The following is a 16389-nucleotide window of genomic DNA, read 5'->3' as shown; positions in this document are numbered from 1 at the left end:
GCGGGCATTTTTTTCGAGTCGACGAGACAGATATTACCGCTGCAGCCACACGCGCATCAGGGAAAGCAGATGCGCCGCATCGACGGGCTTGGTGATGTAATCGGACGCGCCGGCCGCGATGCACTTGTCGCGGTCGCCTTTCATGGCTTTCGCCGTCAGCGTGATGATGGGCAGCGACTTGAAGCGGGGAATGCGGCGTATCGCCCGCATCGTGTCGTAGCCGTCCATCTCCGGCATCATGATGTCCATCAGCACGATCTCGACCGAGGGGTCCGACTGCAGCACTTCGATGCCATCCCGGCCGTTCTCCGCATAGATCACTTTCATGTGCTGCCGCTCCAGTACCGAGCTCAACGCGAAGATGTTGCGCAGGTCGTCGTCCACGATCAGCACCTTGCGCCCGGCGAGATTGGTGCTGGATTCATGCGCCTCTTCCAGCATCTTGCGCTGGCGTTCAGGCAGGCTGGCATGCGGCCGATGCAGGAACAGTGCGGTTTCCGCAACGAGACGCTCGGGCGAGCGAGCATCCTTGAGCACGACCGTGCTGGCTAGCATCTGCAGGCGCGCAACCTCGCCCTGCGAAAGCTCGGCAGCGGTGTAGACCACGACAGGTATGTTGCGCAGCGCCTCGTCCTGGCTGATCTGGTCGAGCAGGTTGAAGCCGTCGACATCAGGCAGCTTCAGATCCAGCACCACGCAGTCGAACGCGGTACGGCGCATCTGGCGCAAGGCTTCCATTCCGGTGTCGACGGAAACGATATCGATGTCGTTTCCGGCGATCAGGTCGACGATGGCATTGCGTTGTACTTCGTCATCCTCGATGATCAGAAGGTGGCGCTTGCCGCTGGTGACGTATTGCTGGATGCGGGTCAGCTCCTCCTGCAGCCGCTCCATGCTGAGCGGCTTCTCCATGAAGGAAAAGGCACCGTCACGCAGCGCGCGTTCGCGTTCCTGCTGCGCCGACAGCACATGGACCGGCACATGGCGGGTGCCGGGATCGCGCTTGAGACGGTTCAGCACGGTGAAGCCGTCCGCATCGGTCTGGTCCAGGTCGAGCAGGATGGCGGTTGGCAGGTAATCTCGGGTCAGCGGCAGCGCGGCATCTGCCTGGCGGGCGACGATGCCCTTGAAATTGCGTTCCCGTGCATGTTCGAGCAGGGTGCGCGCCACTTCTTCATCGTCTTCAACGATCAGCACCGCAGGATCTCCCGGATTGACCATGGCACGATCATCAAGATGCACGTCTTCGGCTTCCGGCTCTTCATCGTCGCTGACAGCGACAGGCCGCGCAGCGGCCGGGAGCGGCAGAAGTTTGTCTTGGCGCGTTTCGACTGCCGGTCCCGCGCTGGCCATTGCCTGCAGATCGTCAAGGCTGGTCATGGTGTCGCTCTGGTAGGGCAGATACAGCGTGAACGTGCTTCCGGTACCCAGTTCGCTTTCGACACGGATTTCACCGTTGAGCAGGCGCGCAAGTTCGCGGCTGATCGACAACCCGAGTCCGGTGCCGCCGTATTTGCGGGCGGTGCTTCCGTCGGCCTGCTGGAAGGCTTCGAAGATCAGCTGCAGCTTGTCCGCAGGGATGCCGACGCCGGTATCGGTAACGGCAAAGGCGACAACCGCAGCGGCCTGCGACAGATGCGGATGGTCGGCCGTCCAGCCGCCCTGGGCCAGGCCGATCCGGAGCGAAACCCGGCCGTGCGCGGTGAACTTGAAGGCGTTCGACAGCAGGTTCTTGAGAATCTGCTGCAGGCGCGTGGTGTCGGTGCGCAGGGAGAGCGGCAGCCTTTCCGCCAGCTCGACGGAGAATTGCAGCTTTCGCGCCTCTGCCATGTGAATGAAGGTGCGTTCGACGTAATTGCGCAGGGTCTCGAAGCGGTATTCGCTCAGCTCCAGCGTCACGGTGCCGGATTCGATCTTCGACAGGTCCAGAATATCGTTGATCAGCGTCAGCAGGTCGCTGCCGGAGCCATAGATGGTTTTCGCATACTCGACTTGCAGCTCGGTCAGGTTGTGATCCGGATTGTCGGACAGCTGCTGGGCAAGAATGAGCAGGCTGTTGAGCGGCGTACGCAGTTCATGCGACATGTTGGCAAGGAACTCGGACTTGTACTTGGAAGATAGGGCGAGCTGCGTCGCCTTTTCTTCCAGCGCCAGCTTGGCCTGGCCGACTTCGAAGTTCTTGCGTTCCACTTCAATGTTCTGCTCGGACAGCAGGCGCGCCTTTTCAGCAAGCTCCAGGTTGGTCTGCTGCAGTTCCTGCGCCAGCGACTGGGACTGGATCAGCAGGCTTTCGGTGCTGCTGTTGGTTTCGATGGTGTTGATCACCACGCCGATGGTTTCCATCAGCTGGTCGAGGAAGCTGACGTGGGTTTCCGTGAAGCGCTCCAGCGATGCAAGTTCGATCACTGCCTTGACCTTCTGCTCGAACAGGATGGGCAGCACGACGATGTTGGTCGGCGGCGCGGCACCCAGGCCGGAAGAGATGGTCACGTAATCGCGCGGCACATTGGTCAGCCAGATACGCTGCTTTTCCACCACGCATTGCCCGACGAGGCCCTCACCCGGACGCAGCGAGCGAAGAAGCCCGCCGTTGGCCCGCACGCCATAGCCGGCGATCAGATGCAGGTGCGCGTCTTCCTGCGCCGAATCCATCATGTAGAACATGCCTTGATGGGCAAAGACCAGCGGCGCGAGTTCGGAAAGAATCAGTGCCGACACGGTTTCGAGGTCGCGCTGGCCCTGCAGCAGGCGCGTAAAGCGCGCGAGGTTGGTTTTCAGCCAGTCCTGCTGCGCGTTTTTCTGCGTGGTCTCCTTCAGGTTGCGGATCATCTCGTTGATGTTGTCCTTCAGATAGGACACCTCGCCGCGCGCTTCCACCTGGATCGAACGAGACAGGTCGCCGCGCGTCACGGCGGTCGCCACTTCCGCGATCGCCCGCACCTGGTTGGTCAGGTTGGCTGCAAGCTGATTGACGTTTTCGGTCAGGTCTTTCCAGGTGCCCGATGCGCCGGGCACGCTTGCCTGGCCGCCGAGCTTGCCTTCCACGCCCACTTCGCGCGCCACGGTGGTGGCCTGATCGGCGAATACGGCAAGCGTGTCGGTCATCTCGTTGATGGTGTTGGCCAGCGTCGCCATTTCGCCGCGTGCGGCAACGGTCAGCTTTTTCTTCAGGTCGCCTTTCGCCACCGCGCTGACCACGCCGGCGATGCCGCGCACCTGCGCGGTGAGGTTTGCAGCCATGAAATTCACGTTGTCGGTGAGATCCTTCCACGTGCCTGCGGCGCCCGGCACATTCGCCTGTCCGCCCAGTTTGCCTTCGGTGCCGACCTCGCGCGCCACCCGTGTTACCTCGGAGGCGAACGAGGACAGCTGGCCCACCATCACGTTGATGGTGTCCTTCAGTTCGAGAATCTCGCCCTTGACGTCGACGGTGATCTTCTTCGACAAGTCGCCGCGCGCAACGGCAGTGGTCACCGCAGCGATGTTTCGCACCTGTGCGGTGAGATTGGACGCCATGAAGTTGACGTTGTCGGTCAGGTCACGCCAGGTGCCGGATGCTCCGGGCACGTTCGCTTGTCCGCCGAGGCGTCCTTCGGTGCCGACTTCACGCGCCACGCGTGTTACCTCGGAGGCAAAGGACCGCAGCTGATCCACCATCACGTTGATGGTGTTCTTGAGCTCAAGGATTTCACCCTTGACGTCGACGGTAATTTTCTTCGACAGGTCGCCGTTGGCCACCGCCGTGGTGACGTCGGCAATGTTGCGCACCTGGCCAGTCAGGTTGCCGGCCATGGAGTTCACTGAATCGGTGAGATCCTTCCACGTGCCGGCCACGCCGGAAACATTGGCTTGTCCGCCAAGCTTGCCCTCCGTGCCGACCTCGCGCGCCACGCGGGTCACTTCCGAAGCGAACGATGAGAGCTGGTCCACCATGACGTTGATGGTGTTCTTGAGTTCAAGAATCTCACCCTTGACGTCGACGGTGATTTTCTTCGACAGGTCACCACGTGCGACCGCCGTGGTGACGTCGGCGATGTTTCGGACCTGGCCGGTCAGATTCGACGCCATGAAATTCACGTTGTCGGTCAAGTCCTTCCATGTGCCGCCAACGCCCTTCACCTGGGCCTGCCCGCCAAGTTTCCCCTCGGTGCCGACTTCGCGCGCTACCCGCGTCACCTCGGATGCGAAGGAGTTCAACTGGTCCACCATCACGTTGATGGTGTTCTTCAATTCGTAAATCTCGCCGCGCACATCGACCGTAATCTTTTTCGACAGGTCGCCGTTGGCCACCGCCGTCGTTACCTCGGCAATGTTACGCACCTGGTCGGTCAAGTTGCCTGCCATCGAATTCACGGAGTCGGTCAGGTCTTTCCATGTGCCTGCGACACCCGGCACATTGGCCTGGCCGCCGAGCTTGCCCTCCGTGCCGACTTCTCGCGCCACCCGCGTAACTTCGGAGGCAAACGAGGACAGCTGATCCACCATCACGTTAATGGTGTCCTTGAGTTCAAGAATTTCGCCGCGGACATGCACAGTGATCTTCTTTGACAGATCACCTCGGGCTACCGCCGTTGTGACTTCCGCGATGTTGCGCACCTGACCTGTCAGATTCGACGCCATGAAGTTCACGTTGTCGGTGAGGTCTTTCCATGTGCCGCCGACCCCGGGCACATAAGCCTGACCGCCCAGCTTGCCTTCCGTACCGACTTCGCGTGCGACCCGCGTGACTTCCGATGCGAAAGAGCTGAGCTGGTCGACCATGGTGTTGATGGTGTTCTTGAGCTCAAGGATTTCGCCCTTGACGTCGACGGTGATCTTTTTCGACAAGTCGCCGTTCGCGACCGCGGTGGTGACGTCGGCGATGTTGCGCACTTGGCCGGTCAGGTTGCCGGCCATTGAGTTTACCGAATCGGTGAGATCCTTCCAGGTGCCGGCTACGCCCGGCACGTTGGCCTGGCCGCCGAGACGGCCATCGGTACCGACTTCGCGCGCGACCCGCGTGACTTCCGATGCGAAGGAGTTGAGCTGATCCACCATGACGTTGATGGTGTTCTTGAGCTCAAGGATTTCGCCCTTGACGTCAACCGTGATTTTCTTCGACAAGTCGCCGTTGGCCACCGCGGTGGTGACGTCGGCAATGTTGCGCACCTGGCCGGTCAGGTTGCCGGCCATGGAGTTCACCGAATCGGTGAGATCCTTCCAGGTGCCGGCCACGCCTTTCACCTGCGCCTGTCCCCCGAGCTTGCCCTCGGTGCCTACCTCGCGCGCCACGCGCGTGACTTCGGATGCAAAGGAGCCGAGCTGATCCACCATCACGTTGATGGTGTCCTTGAGCTGGAGGATCTCGCCCTTGACGTCAACCGTGATTTTCTTCGACAAATCGCCGTTCGCGACGGCGGTGGTGACTTCGGCGATGTTGCGCACCTGAGCCGTGAGGTTGGACGCCATGAAATTGACGTTGTCCGTCAAGTCTTTCCATGTGCCGCCCACGCCTGGCACATCGGCCTGGCCGCCGAGGCGGCCTTCGGTGCCGACTTCGCGAGCGACCCGCGTGACTTCCGATGCAAACGATCGCAGCTGATCCACCATCGTATTGATGGTGTCCTTGAGCTGCAGGATCTCGCCGCGCACGTCGACGGTAATTTTCTTCGACAGGTCGCCGTTGGCCACCGCCGTGGTGACGTCGGCGATGTTGCGCACTTGCGAGGTGAGATTGCCCGCCATGGAGTTGACCGAATCGGTCAAGTCTTTCCATGTCCCGGCAACACCGGGCACATTCGCCTGACCGCCCAGCTTGCCTTCCGTGCCCACTTCGCGGGCCACACGCGTGACTTCCGACGCAAAGGACCCTAGCTGGTCGACCATGCGGTTTGCGGTGGTCGCCGCCAGCAGGAACTGGCCTTTCAGCGGCCGGCCGTCAACGTCGAGCGACATGGTCTGGGAAAGATCGCCCTTGGCGACCGCGCCGATGACGCGCGCCATCTCCGTCGTGGGACGAACGAGGTCGTCGATCAGCGCGTTGATGGAATTGACCATGGTGGCCCAGCCGCCGTTGAGGCTGAGCGGCGAAGCCCGGTGCGTCAATCGGCCTTCCCGGCCGACCACGCGGCTTGCATGGGTGATGCCCTCGGCCATCTGCTGGTTGGTTTCGATGATGTCGTTGAGCGTATCGGCCACCTTGCCGGCAAGGCCGGTCCAGTCGGTTGGCATGCGCGCGGTGAAATCGCCTTTCTTCAGCGACTTCAATGTGGTCAGCAGGACCTTGACGTCGAGATCGTCATGGGTTTCTGTTCTCATATCCATGTGACTGCTAATTCTGTAAGAGGGAACTGCCAGGCGCGCCTGAAACGCCAGGTGTGAAGTCGTGAATCAGGCGGCGCTGGTGTGGAGCATCTGCTCGGCGAAGACACTGGCGGGAAGCGGGCGGCTGTAGTAATAGCCCTGATGTTCGTCGCAGCCGAGCTCGCGCAGGATGGAAAGCTGTTCTTTGGTTTCAACGCCTTCGGCAACCACGCGCAATGCAAGCGCGCGCGCCATGTTGACGATGGCTTCGACGATGGCATGGTCGCCGAGGTCCTTGCCGAGATCGCGTACGAACGACTGATCGATCTTGAGGATATCGATCGGCAGCGCCTTGAGCACGGACAGCGAGGAATAGCCGGTGCCGAAGTCATCAATGGCGATGGTGATTCCGCTTTCGCTAATCTCACGCAGCACCGAAGTCGCTTTTTCAACGTCGCGTATCACCAGCGATTCCGTGATTTCCAGTTGCAGGCTTGAGGAGGGTACGTCGTACTTGCGCAGATGACGCTCGATGACCTCGGGCAGGTCGGCGTAGATCTGCGGAATCGCGACATTGACCGCGATGGGAATCGAGGGAAAGCACAAGCCTGCATCGATCCAGCGCCTAGACTGTGCGCAGGCGGCTTCGATCACCCACTCGCCGATGGGAACGAGCTGGCCGGTATCGGCGGCGGCGCCTATGAACTGTCCCCCGCTCAGCAGGCCAAGGCGCGGATGATGCCAGCGCAGCAGGGCTTCCACGCCAGCGATGCGTCCCGTGCGAGCTTCGATCTTCGGCTGGTAGTAAAGCTCGAATTCATCGTTCTCGAGCGCATGCCGCAATTCCTGTTCCAGGCGTGCGCGTTCCAGCATCTTCATGTTGAGCTCTTCATGGAAGAATTGGATGCTGCCGCGGCTTTCCTGCTTGGCATGGTACATCGCGAGGTCGGCGCTGCGCATCAGCGACTGACTGGTGTTGCCGTCCTGCGGATAAAGGGCGATGCCGACGCTGGCCGATGTCTTGACGGTCTGCGTGCCGAGGTGAAACGGCGTGTCGATTGCACTGACGATCTTGCGGCCGACTTCTGCCGCGGAAGAATATGCAGGCAAGGCCTCCATCAGCACCACGAATTCGTCGCCGCCCAGGCGGGCCACGATATCCGATTCGCGCACGCAGCCGCTGATGCGTTCCGCCGCCTGCAGCAGGAGATCGTCGCCGGCATCATGTCCGAAGGCATCGTTGATGCCCTTGAACTTGTCGAGGTCGAGGAACAAAAGGGCGAGCCGCTGTCCGTAGCGTGCCGACACGGCGATGGCATGCTCCAGCCGATCGGTGAGGGAACGGCGGTTCATCAGTCCGGTCAGAGGATCGCGTGTGGCCAGTTCATGCGCGCGTTCTTCCGCCTGGCGACGTTCGATGATTTCCGACTCCAGAGCGGCATTGATGCGCTTGAGGTCCTGCATCTGCTGTACCTGAAGGTCGCGGTTCATCATGGCCAGTGATTCCTTCTGCGCTTCCAGTTCGAGGTTCTTTTTCGCCAGTTCGATGAACACCGAGATCTTGCTTTGAAGAATCTGCGGGATGACCGGGCTGATGAGATAGTCCGCTGCACCGTGCTGATAGCCCTTGAGGCGGTTCATCTCGTCGGCATAATGTGCCGTGATGAAGATGATGGGCACCGACGCGGAACGAGGATGCGAGTGAATGGTTTCTGCAGTTTCGAAGCCGTCCATGCCGGGCATGCTCACGTCGAGCAGAATGACTGCGAATTCATGGTCGAGCACGGCACGCAGCGCTTCGGCGCCGGAGGTCGCAGTGATGACTTCATAGTCTTGCCCTTGCGGCGAATTGACCAGGAGGGTCTTGAGCGCGAGCAGGCTGGCGGGGTGGTCGTTGACGAGCAGGATTTTTGGTGTGCGCACTTTTTTTCTCGTAGTCGAGCTGCGTGGACTGGGCAGGCTCTTTGTTAGAGGTCTTTCATACAGTCGTCAATGGTGGGGACGACCGGCGATATTCCCAACAGGATGCATTGACGGATAGCCGATGCGGCTGCGAAGCGTTACATGTCCCTGAGCGTGATTTAGTTGGATATCGGCAAGCGTCTTTTCCAACGAGAAATGGTTTTCATCTAGATTTTTCGCACTGGTGTTTCGAGGCCAGTTTAGAAGCAATCGCGAAAGCAATGTTCCCGATTTCCCATAGAAAATCGGTAAATGAGAGAAAGTATTTTCCAAAGGAAACGAAATTGCTGATTTTCATTTCGACCAAGAAATAAATGGTGTTGAGTTGTGAATGAATGATCAAGAATTTTCAGCTGACCGATGATGCTTTTGCGCAAGAAATTCCGTCCGTTTTTTTGCGCTAGTCGATAAATTTGTGCTTTGCGGCAATTCTTTGGCGTGCGTCGGGTAGCTGACAGATATGGCTGAAGGGAAACGGTTAAAATGCTTTCCGGCAATATGCAGTCAGACGTGCCGATCTGGTTGACACGCGCGCCTTTCCGACACCGCAGCGATGCGATCTGCAAACGAGACGTACCATGGCAAAAATATTGATTATCGAAGACTCGCCCGCCAACATGAAACTGGCGGTACTCCTGGTCGGCAGTGCCGGCCATACGTCTTTGCAGGCTGAGGATGCGCGCAAGGGCATTGCGGCAGTCCACGCGGAACGTCCCGACCTGATCCTCATGGATATGCAGCTGCCCGACATGGATGGCATGGAAGCGACCGCAATCCTTAAAGCGGACGAGAGCACCCGTGATATTCCCGTTGTGGCCCTGACGGCTTCGGCCATGAAGGGAGACCGCGAACGCATGCTGTCCGCAGGCTGCGACGGCTATATCGAAAAGCCGATCGACTTTGCATCCTTTGTCGCGGAAATCAACGCAGTGCTTGACCGCAGACGCTAAATAGTGCGCGTGGCGGCGTCTTATTCCGATACGTCGGTTTCGGCTGCGGGAAGCTGCGTTGGCTGCGGATGCGGGGCCTTTTGCTGGTCGCTGTAGCGCAGGCATTCATGCGCGACCGCATGACGGATGATTTCCGCCAGACGCCGCGTCCCTGGCCCGGCACTGTCCGGATCGGCCAGGACGAGATAAAGGTGCGTGAAGCGTTCCGCACCGTCGCGCAGGGGCAGCGGTTTCAGGCTGCCGTCGCGCAGTTCATTGCGAATCTTCTCCTCGGGGAACCATGCGAAGCCGAAGCCCAGCCGCACTGCTTCGATCGAAGTGGCGGTATGGCTGACGGTCCACCGCTGCGGCGCTTCCAGTGAAGCGACCCGCGTATCCCTGCGGCTGCCCGAATCCCTGACAACCAGGTGGCGCTGGCTGCGCAGATCGTCCAATGTCAGTTCCCGTCCCAACTGATGCAGCGCGTGCGCCGGACTGGCCACCGGGATGAAGCGCAGCTGCATCAGCGGCATGCCGAGAAAGCCGGGCGGCACCTGATTGACGATCGCCAGATCGACCTGTCCGGTCAGCAGCGCCTCCATGGTCCCTCCCATTACCGACTCCATGTATTCGATGCGGGTGTGAGGGCTTTCCTCCCCGAGCTGGTCGAAGCAGGCCAGCAGCAGCCAACTGGGAAAAATGATTTCGGCCGCTATCCTGATCTCCGCTTCCCATCCTGCCGACAGGCGCTTGGCGGCGCGTTCCAGCGAAGCCGCTTCTTCCAGCAGCGCATGCGCGCGGCGGTAAAGGAACTGGCCGGTAGGCGTAAGGACCGCCTTTCGCCCCTGGATCTCGAAGGCCTTCACGCCGAGCAGCGACTCGATCTTCTGCACCGCATAGGTCACCGAGGACTGGCTTTTATGCAGTATTTCCGCCGCCTGGGCATAACCGCCGGTATCGACCACGGTGACGAGCGTACGCCATTGTTCGAGGGTGATGTATTGGATATCCATGGGTTGGGAAATTATTTATCAGATGAGTAGATAGATAAGCGCTAATCATTCTACTTTTTTATCGCCTGAATAAATAGTTTAATGAACTCACCCGAACATCACTAGGAGAACCACCATGACAACGCTTCTGCAAATCAATTCCAGCCTCTTTGCCGGCAACGGCCAGTCCAGCCAGCTCAGCGACAAGTTCGCCGCCGCATGGAAAGACAGCAATCCGCAAGGCCGTGTCATCACCCGCGATCTGGCCGCCGAACCGGTACCGCATCTGGACGCCGGGCGTTTCGGCGCCTTTCTGGCGGCCCCCGAAACACGTACACCCGAGCAGCGCGCCGTGGTGGAATTCTCGGACGCCCTGATCGAGGAATTGCGGAATGCGGACGTCGTTGTGCTGGGCCTGCCAATGTACAACTTCGGCATTCCTTCGACGCTGAAGGCATACTTCGATCATGTGGCGCGTGCCGGCGTCACCTTCCGTTATACCGCAAACGGCCCGGAAGGCCTGCTGCAGAACAAGAAGGTGTACGTGATGGCCGCGCGCGGCGGTCTGTACGCCGGCACGCCGCGCGACAGCCAAAGCGTTTATGTGCGCGACTTCCTGGCCTTCATCGGTCTTACCGACGTCGAATTCATCTACGCCGAAGGACTGTCGATGGGCGAGGACAGCAAGCGGAAGGCGCTGACCGATGCGGATGCCGTCATCGGCCAGCTGGTCGAGCCCCTGCGCGCCGCGGCATGATGGAAAGCGGTCGGCGCATACCCGCACCGGGCAGCGCCGGATCACTTCGAGCCGTGCAGAATCACAGAAGCCGAAATCTATTGAATTGACAAGAAGGACATCATCATGGATACCACCGTCGTTTCCCGTTCGCTGCAGCGCGTGATTGCAGGCATGCCCACCTCCGACGGCGCGGGCGTCAAGCTGCGCCGCACGCTGGGCCAGGGACAGGGCAGCCGTCTCGATCCCTTCCTGATGCTGGACGAGTTTTCATCCGAGAATCCGGGCGACTATATCGCCGGCTTCCCCCCGCATCCGCACCGCGGCTTCGAAACCGTCACCTACATGCTGGACGGCCACATGCGGCATGAGGACCATCTCGGCAACGTCGGCGAACTCAAGAGCGGCGGCGTGCAGTGGATGACCGCCGGGCGCGGCATCATCCATTCCGAGATGCCGCAGCAGGAGGAAGGGCGCATGCGCGGCTTTCAGCTCTGGATCAACCTGCCGGCGAAGGAGAAAATGAAACCGGCCGGATACCGGGACATTCCCGCAACCGACATTCCGGTGGCAGCGCTGGACAATGGCGGCAGCGCCAAGGTGATTGCCGGTACGCTGGTGCAGGAAGGCCGCTCGGTTGCCGGTCCGATCCAGGGGCTGTCGACGGAACCGCTGTATTTCGACGTTCACCTGCCGGAAGGGGCGACCTTCACGCATGCCGTCGACGAGGGCCATAACGTCTTCCTCTATACCTACGAGGGCGGCGTGCAGATCGGCGCCGCCGGCGCGCAGCGGCAGCTCAAGCCGCAAAGCGCAGGCATCCTGTCGCCGGGCGGACTGGTTGAGGTGACGGCCGAGGCGGGCGGAGCGCGATTCCTGCTGCTGGCCGGCCGGCCGCTGCGCGAGCCGGTGACGCAATACGGGCCGTTCGTGATGAATACGGTAGAAGAGATCGAACAGGCGATCAGGGACTTCCAGCAGGGTAATTTTACGCAAGCGCCCGCTTGAGTGGATAATGCAAGGGATATCACCAGACAGGAGTGGACCCATGGCCGCGAATCCCTTTGCCTTCGTCAAGCCGCACGTCAAGGATCTTGGCGACGGCTTCACCGTCCGCCGTTTGCTGCCCAGCCATCCCCACAAGATGGTTGGGCCTTTCATTTTCTTCGACCACATGGGGCCGGCGGTCTTCGATGCCGGGGCGGGACTGGATGTGCGGCCGCATCCGCATATCGGCCTGGCAACCGTCACCTACCTGTTCGAAGGCGCCATCCTGCACCGGGATTCCCTAGGCACCGTCCAGGAAATCCGTCCAGGAGATGTCAACTGGATGACCGCCGGCAACGGCATCGCCCACTCCGAACGCAGTCCCGACCGACTGCGTGAAAGCGGCGGCACGCTGCACGGCATACAGACCTGGGTGGCGCTGCCGAAGAAGGATGAACTCGCCGAACCGGCCTTCGAGCATCATCCTGCGGAAAGCTTGCCAGTCATTCAATATCCAGGGGTGAACATGCGCCTGATCGCAGGCTCGGCCTACGGAAAAACCGCGCCCGCCCGGACCTACTCCGGCATGTTCTACCTCGCGGTGGAAATGGAGGCCGGTTCGTCCTTCCCGCTGCCAGCCGAGCATGCAGAGCGCGGCGTGTATCTCGTCCAGGGCCAGGCAACGGTCGACGGCCAGGCGCTGGAGGAAAAGCACATGGCTGTACTGGAAGATGCCCGGGAAATTACAATAGCGTCTTCCGCCGGAGCGCGGCTGATGCTTTTGGGCGGTGCGCCGATGGACGGCGATCGCTTCGTCTGGTGGAACTTCGTGTCCAGCAGCAGGGAAGCGATCGAGGAAGCCAAGGAAAGGTGGCGCTCCCAGTCGTTCGGCAAGGTGCCGGACGAAACCGAATGGATTCCGCTGCCTCCCGATCGCAAGCCGCCTGAATCTTTCAGTTAGGAATCTTTCGGTTAAACTTCCGGCTTGCGTATTTAGGACACTGCACAATGAACAACAACGGAGAGCAACAGACGGCGAATGCCGGCTCCGCCAAGATTTTCGATCACATCGTCTCCTCGCTGCTGCCGACGCGGCACGGCGAATTCCGTATCCACGTCTACCAGCCTGCGGGGGAAACGGTCGAGCATGTCGCCATCGTCAAGGGCGACCTGAAGGACCAGGAGCGCGTGCTGGTGCGCGTGCATTCCGAATGCCTGACCGGCGACGTGCTGGGTTCCATGCGCTGCGACTGCGGCGAGCAGCTCGATGCCGCGCTGGCCAAGATCGCTTCCGCCGGGCAGGGCGTCGTGGTGTACCTGCGCGGCCATGAAGGCCGCGGCATTGGTCTTGCAAACAAGATCCGGGCCTACCAGCTGCAGGACCAGGGCCGGGATACGGTCGAAGCCAACCTCGACCTCGGCCTGCCGGTCGATATCCGCGATTATCAGGTCGCCGCCCATATCCTGGGCAACCTCGGCGTCAAGTCGATCCGGCTGATGACCAACAATCCCCGCAAGATGAACAAGCTCGCCGAGTACGGCGTCAATGTGATCGAGCGCGTTCCGGTGCTGACTGCGCATACCCCGCATAACGTCAGCTACCTGCGCACCAAGCAGGAAAAGCTCGGGCACATGCTCGACTTCGAATAAGCGGATATCCGTTCTGTACATTGCCGGCTGCGCTTCGCACTTCGAAGGGCGGCCGGCGGGTCTTTCCTTTTCGCTGCCAAGCGTCTTTCGCTCTCTTCCGCAGTTCTCAAGTTTCTTCTTCACTTCCATGCAGAATTTCAAGACCAAGCTGATTTCGCTCGCCGCACTGTTCGTCTGCGGCATGTCGCAGGCCGCGGAGCCGATTCGCATCGGCATGATCGAAGGGATGTCGGGTTCGTTCGCCAATGCCGGCCAGGCAGTCGCCCGCAACCTGCAGTTCGCCATCGAACGCATCAATGCCAAGGGCGGCGTCAAGCTGCCGGGCGGGGCGCGTCCGCTGGCGCTCGTCAGCATCGACAACAAGCAGGGTGTCGAGGAGTCGCTGATTGCGCTGCGGCAGCTCACGGATCAGCGCATCGGCTTCGTCACACAGGGCAACAGTTCGGCGGTGGCAGCCGCGCTGATCGACGGCGTCGAGAAGCATAACCAGCGCGTACCCGATCAGCGCGTGCTCTTTCTCAACTACTCCGCAGTCGATCCGGCACTGACCAACGAGAAATGCAGCTTCTGGCATTTCCGCTTCGACGCCCATGCCGACATGCGCATGCATGCGCTGACTGAAGTCATCAAGGATGACGGTTCGGCGAAGCGGGTCTACCTGATCGGCCAGGATTACAGCTTCGGCCAGCAGCTTGCGCGTTCGGCGCGCGCCCAGATCGGCGCCAAGCGGCCCGATATTGCGATCGTCGGCGACGAGCTTCATCCGATCGGCAAGATCAAGGATTTCACGCCCTATGTCGCCAAGATCCGCGCCAGCGGCGCCGACACGGTAGTGACCGGCAACTGGGGCAACGACCTGACGCTGCTGGTCAAGGCGGCGCGGGAAGGCGGCCTCAACGTCAAGTTCTATACCTTCTACGGCAACGGCCTGGGAGCGCCGGCGGCAATCGGCGATGCCGGCGTGGGCCGCGTCCGTGCGGTGGCCGAATGGCATCCGAACGCCGGGCAGGGCATCGCCAATTCCCCGAGCGACGCCTATTACGACAATTTCCGCCGCCGTTTTCCGCAGCCCGAAGACGATTATGTGCACATGCGCATGCACCTGATGATCGAAATGCTGGCGGCTGCCATTGAAAAAGCCGGCAGCACGGAAGCGGGCGCAGTGGCGAAGGCCATGGAAGGAGCGCGCTACAAGAATGCCTTCCATGAAGCGGTAATGCGTGCGGACGACCATCAGCTGATGCAGCCCCTGTATGTCTCGGTGATGCGCAAGACCGGCGACGGTTCGGTACGCTTCGATAACGAAGGCAGCGGCTACGGCTTCAAGACCGAGCGCTACCTGCCGCTGGCCAAGACCATGCTGCCGACCAGCTGCAGGATGAAGCGGCCGGAATAGCTTCGGCGCTCGTGCGGCCGAACGGCAATCAGCGCATGCCGAAGCGAGTGAATACGCGGGATCCGGATTCCCACTAGAATGTTCGGCAAGGATTTCGTTTTCCGGCGCCTTGCCGGATTCGGAGCCGCCTGCATTCAACCACCGATTCATGACGCCGACAGACCGCACTCTTCAAGATCATCAAGCCGCGCAGACCAGCGCGGCGCAAGTCCAACCGATACCCAGACTGGCGGTGCCGCTGCTGTCGCTTGCCGCTTTCGGCAGCGGCGTGTCGATGCGCGTATCCGATCCCATGCTGCCCCAGCTGGCGACGGAATTCGGCCTGTCGCTTGGCAACGTCTCGTTCGTCATCACGGTCTTCTCGATTGCCTACGGCTTGTCCCAGCTGCTGTTCGGCCCCCTGGGCGACCGCTATGGGAAGTACTTCATCGTCGCCTGCGGCGCGCTGGCCTGCGCACTGACCGCCGCTCTGTGCGGGCTGGCGCCGAACTTTTCCTTGCTGCTGGTGGCGCGGCTGTTTGCCGGCGCAACGGCGGCTTCGCTGATTCCGCTGTCCATGGCCTGGATCGGCGACGTGATTCCCTATGAAGACCGGCAGCCGGTGCTGGCGCGCTTCCTGATCGGCCAGATTCTCGGGCTGGCCACCGGCGTGCTGATCGGCGGTTTCGCAGCGAATGCCGCCAACTGGCGCCTGCCATTCCTGCTGATCTCGATGCTGTTCCTGGCGGTGGGCATTGCGCTGCTGCGTCTCAACCGCTCGCTGCCGGCCTATGCGCGCCGCCAGCATCGCGCCGAAGGTGCCGCCATTCCGCGCATGCTGGCAGAATTCAGGCAGGTGCTGTCCAAGCCTTGGGCGCGCATGGTGCTCATCAGCGTTTTTCTCGAAGGTGCCTTCCTTTACGGCGCCTTCGCCTTCATTGCCTCGCATGTCCATCAAACGTTCAAGCTGTCCCTGTCGGCCGCGGGCGCGATGGTCATGCTCTTCGGTCTGGGCGGCTTTGTTTTCGCCGTCATGTCGCGTACCCTGGTTCGGCGCCTCGGCGAGGTGGGCCTGTCGCGCTGGGGCGGCGGGATCGTCGCGCTTGCGCTGTGGACGATCGGCTTTGCGCCGGTCTGGTGGTGGGTGGTGGGCGGCTGCTTCCTGGCCGGACTCGGTTTCTACATGTTCCACAACACCTTGCAGATCAACGCGACGCAGATGGCGCCCGAGCGGCGCGGTGCGGCGGTTGCCGCCTTCGCGTCCTGCTTCTTCATCGGCCAGTCGGTCGGCGTGGGCATCGCCGGCGGACTGGTCGAGCGGATCGGAACCGTTAATATCATGCTGGCAGGCGGACTGGGCGTGCTGGCGGCGGCGCTGAATTTCGGCAGCCGGCTGCGCAGGCGCGCCGCACCGACCGGATAAGTCATCAAACCAGGCGGCAGACAACAAAGAACAAACATAGCACAACAATCAGG

General features: G+C 61.1%; 10 protein-coding genes. 7 read left to right on the top strand and 3 right to left on the bottom strand.

Going from position 1 to position 16389, the window contains the following annotated elements; translation table 11 throughout:
• Nucleotides 1-33: 33 nt before the first annotated feature.
• Together IGW03_RS04180 and IGW03_RS04175 are read right to left on the bottom strand one after the other, a co-directional pair.
• Entirely contained in the window at nt 34-6303 is a 6270-nt protein-coding gene (locus IGW03_RS04180) for a HAMP domain-containing protein (protein WP_194721275.1), read from the bottom strand.
• A 66-nt stretch (nt 6304-6369) separates the two neighbouring features.
• On the bottom strand, nt 6370-8205 hold the full coding sequence (locus IGW03_RS04175; protein ID WP_323744923.1) for a putative bifunctional diguanylate cyclase/phosphodiesterase: 1836 nt from the start codon (nt 8203-8205) through the stop codon (nt 6370-6372).
• 617 nt (nt 8206-8822) lie between these two features.
• Between IGW03_RS04175 and IGW03_RS04165 the strand changes: the two genes are divergently transcribed.
• Nucleotides 8823-9194, top strand: a complete 372-nt coding sequence (locus IGW03_RS04165; RefSeq protein ID WP_194721273.1) for a response regulator — start codon at nt 8823-8825, stop codon at nt 9192-9194.
• Nucleotides 9195-9214: 20 nt separating this feature from the next.
• Here the strand turns inward: IGW03_RS04165 and IGW03_RS04160 are convergent, their stop codons facing one another.
• A complete protein-coding gene (locus IGW03_RS04160; RefSeq protein ID WP_194721272.1) occupies nt 9215-10186 on the bottom strand; it encodes a LysR family transcriptional regulator in 972 nt (323 codons plus the stop codon).
• A gap of 115 nt (nt 10187-10301) precedes the next feature.
• Here IGW03_RS04160 and IGW03_RS04155 point away from each other — a divergent pair, with 115 nt between their 5' ends.
• The 6 genes from IGW03_RS04155 (at nt 10302) to IGW03_RS04130 (ending at nt 16336) form a co-directional block, all read left to right on the top strand.
• Nucleotides 10302-10922 carry an FMN-dependent NADH-azoreductase gene (locus IGW03_RS04155; RefSeq protein ID WP_194721271.1) on the top strand — a complete coding sequence of 207 codons (621 nt, stop codon included), beginning with the start codon at nt 10302-10304 and terminating at the stop codon, nt 10920-10922.
• A gap of 105 nt (nt 10923-11027) precedes the next feature.
• The gene (locus IGW03_RS04150; RefSeq protein ID WP_194721270.1) at nt 11028-11909 is read left to right on the top strand and encodes a pirin family protein; all 882 of its coding nucleotides are present in this window, start codon (nt 11028-11030) and stop codon (nt 11907-11909) included.
• A gap of 40 nt (nt 11910-11949) precedes the next feature.
• Nucleotides 11950-12849 (top strand): pirin family protein, encoded by a 900-nt coding sequence (locus IGW03_RS04145; RefSeq protein WP_194721269.1) that lies wholly within the window; start codon nt 11950-11952, stop codon nt 12847-12849.
• A gap of 47 nt (nt 12850-12896) precedes the next feature.
• Nucleotides 12897-13538 (top strand): GTP cyclohydrolase II, encoded by a 642-nt coding sequence (ribA, locus tag IGW03_RS04140; protein ID WP_194721268.1) that lies wholly within the window; start codon nt 12897-12899, stop codon nt 13536-13538.
• Between the two features lie 127 nt (nt 13539-13665).
• Entirely contained in the window at nt 13666-14934 is a 1269-nt protein-coding gene (locus tag IGW03_RS04135; RefSeq protein ID WP_194721267.1) for a branched-chain amino acid ABC transporter substrate-binding protein, read from the top strand.
• Between the two features lie 148 nt (nt 14935-15082).
• Entirely contained in the window at nt 15083-16336 is a 1254-nt protein-coding gene (locus IGW03_RS04130; protein ID WP_194721266.1) for an MFS transporter, read from the top strand.
• Nucleotides 16337-16389 lie beyond the last annotated feature (53 nt).

Origin of the sequence: Noviherbaspirillum malthae, assembly GCF_015352985.1 — a bacterium.
GTDB classification, from domain to species: Bacteria; Pseudomonadota; Gammaproteobacteria; order Burkholderiales; family Burkholderiaceae_D; genus Noviherbaspirillum; species Noviherbaspirillum malthae.
Note: the sequence above shows the minus strand (reverse complement) of the source record. Positions and strands in the feature narration are given on the sequence as shown.

Excerpts from the sequence above, each read along its gene's own strand:
- IGW03_RS04135 (WP_194721267.1), top strand. The coding sequence starts at position 13,666 with ATGCAGAATTTCAAGACCAAGCTGATTTCGCTCGCCGCACTGTTCGTC.
- IGW03_RS04150 (WP_194721270.1), top strand. The coding sequence starts at position 11,028 with ATGGATACCACCGTCGTTTCCCGTTCGCTGCAGCGCGTGATTGCAGGC.
- IGW03_RS04145 (WP_194721269.1), top strand. The coding sequence starts at position 11,950 with ATGGCCGCGAATCCCTTTGCCTTCGTCAAGCCGCACGTCAAGGATCTT.
- IGW03_RS04165 (WP_194721273.1), top strand. The coding sequence starts at position 8,823 with ATGGCAAAAATATTGATTATCGAAGACTCGCCCGCCAACATGAAACTG.
- IGW03_RS04155 (WP_194721271.1), top strand. The coding sequence starts at position 10,302 with ATGACAACGCTTCTGCAAATCAATTCCAGCCTCTTTGCCGGCAACGGC.
- IGW03_RS04130 (WP_194721266.1), top strand. The coding sequence starts at position 15,083 with ATGACGCCGACAGACCGCACTCTTCAAGATCATCAAGCCGCGCAGACC.
- IGW03_RS04180 (WP_194721275.1), bottom strand. The coding sequence starts at position 6,303 with ATGGATATGAGAACAGAAACCCATGACGATCTCGACGTCAAGGTCCTG.
- IGW03_RS04160 (WP_194721272.1), bottom strand. The coding sequence starts at position 10,186 with ATGGATATCCAATACATCACCCTCGAACAATGGCGTACGCTCGTCACC.
- ribA (WP_194721268.1), top strand. The coding sequence starts at position 12,897 with ATGAACAACAACGGAGAGCAACAGACGGCGAATGCCGGCTCCGCCAAG.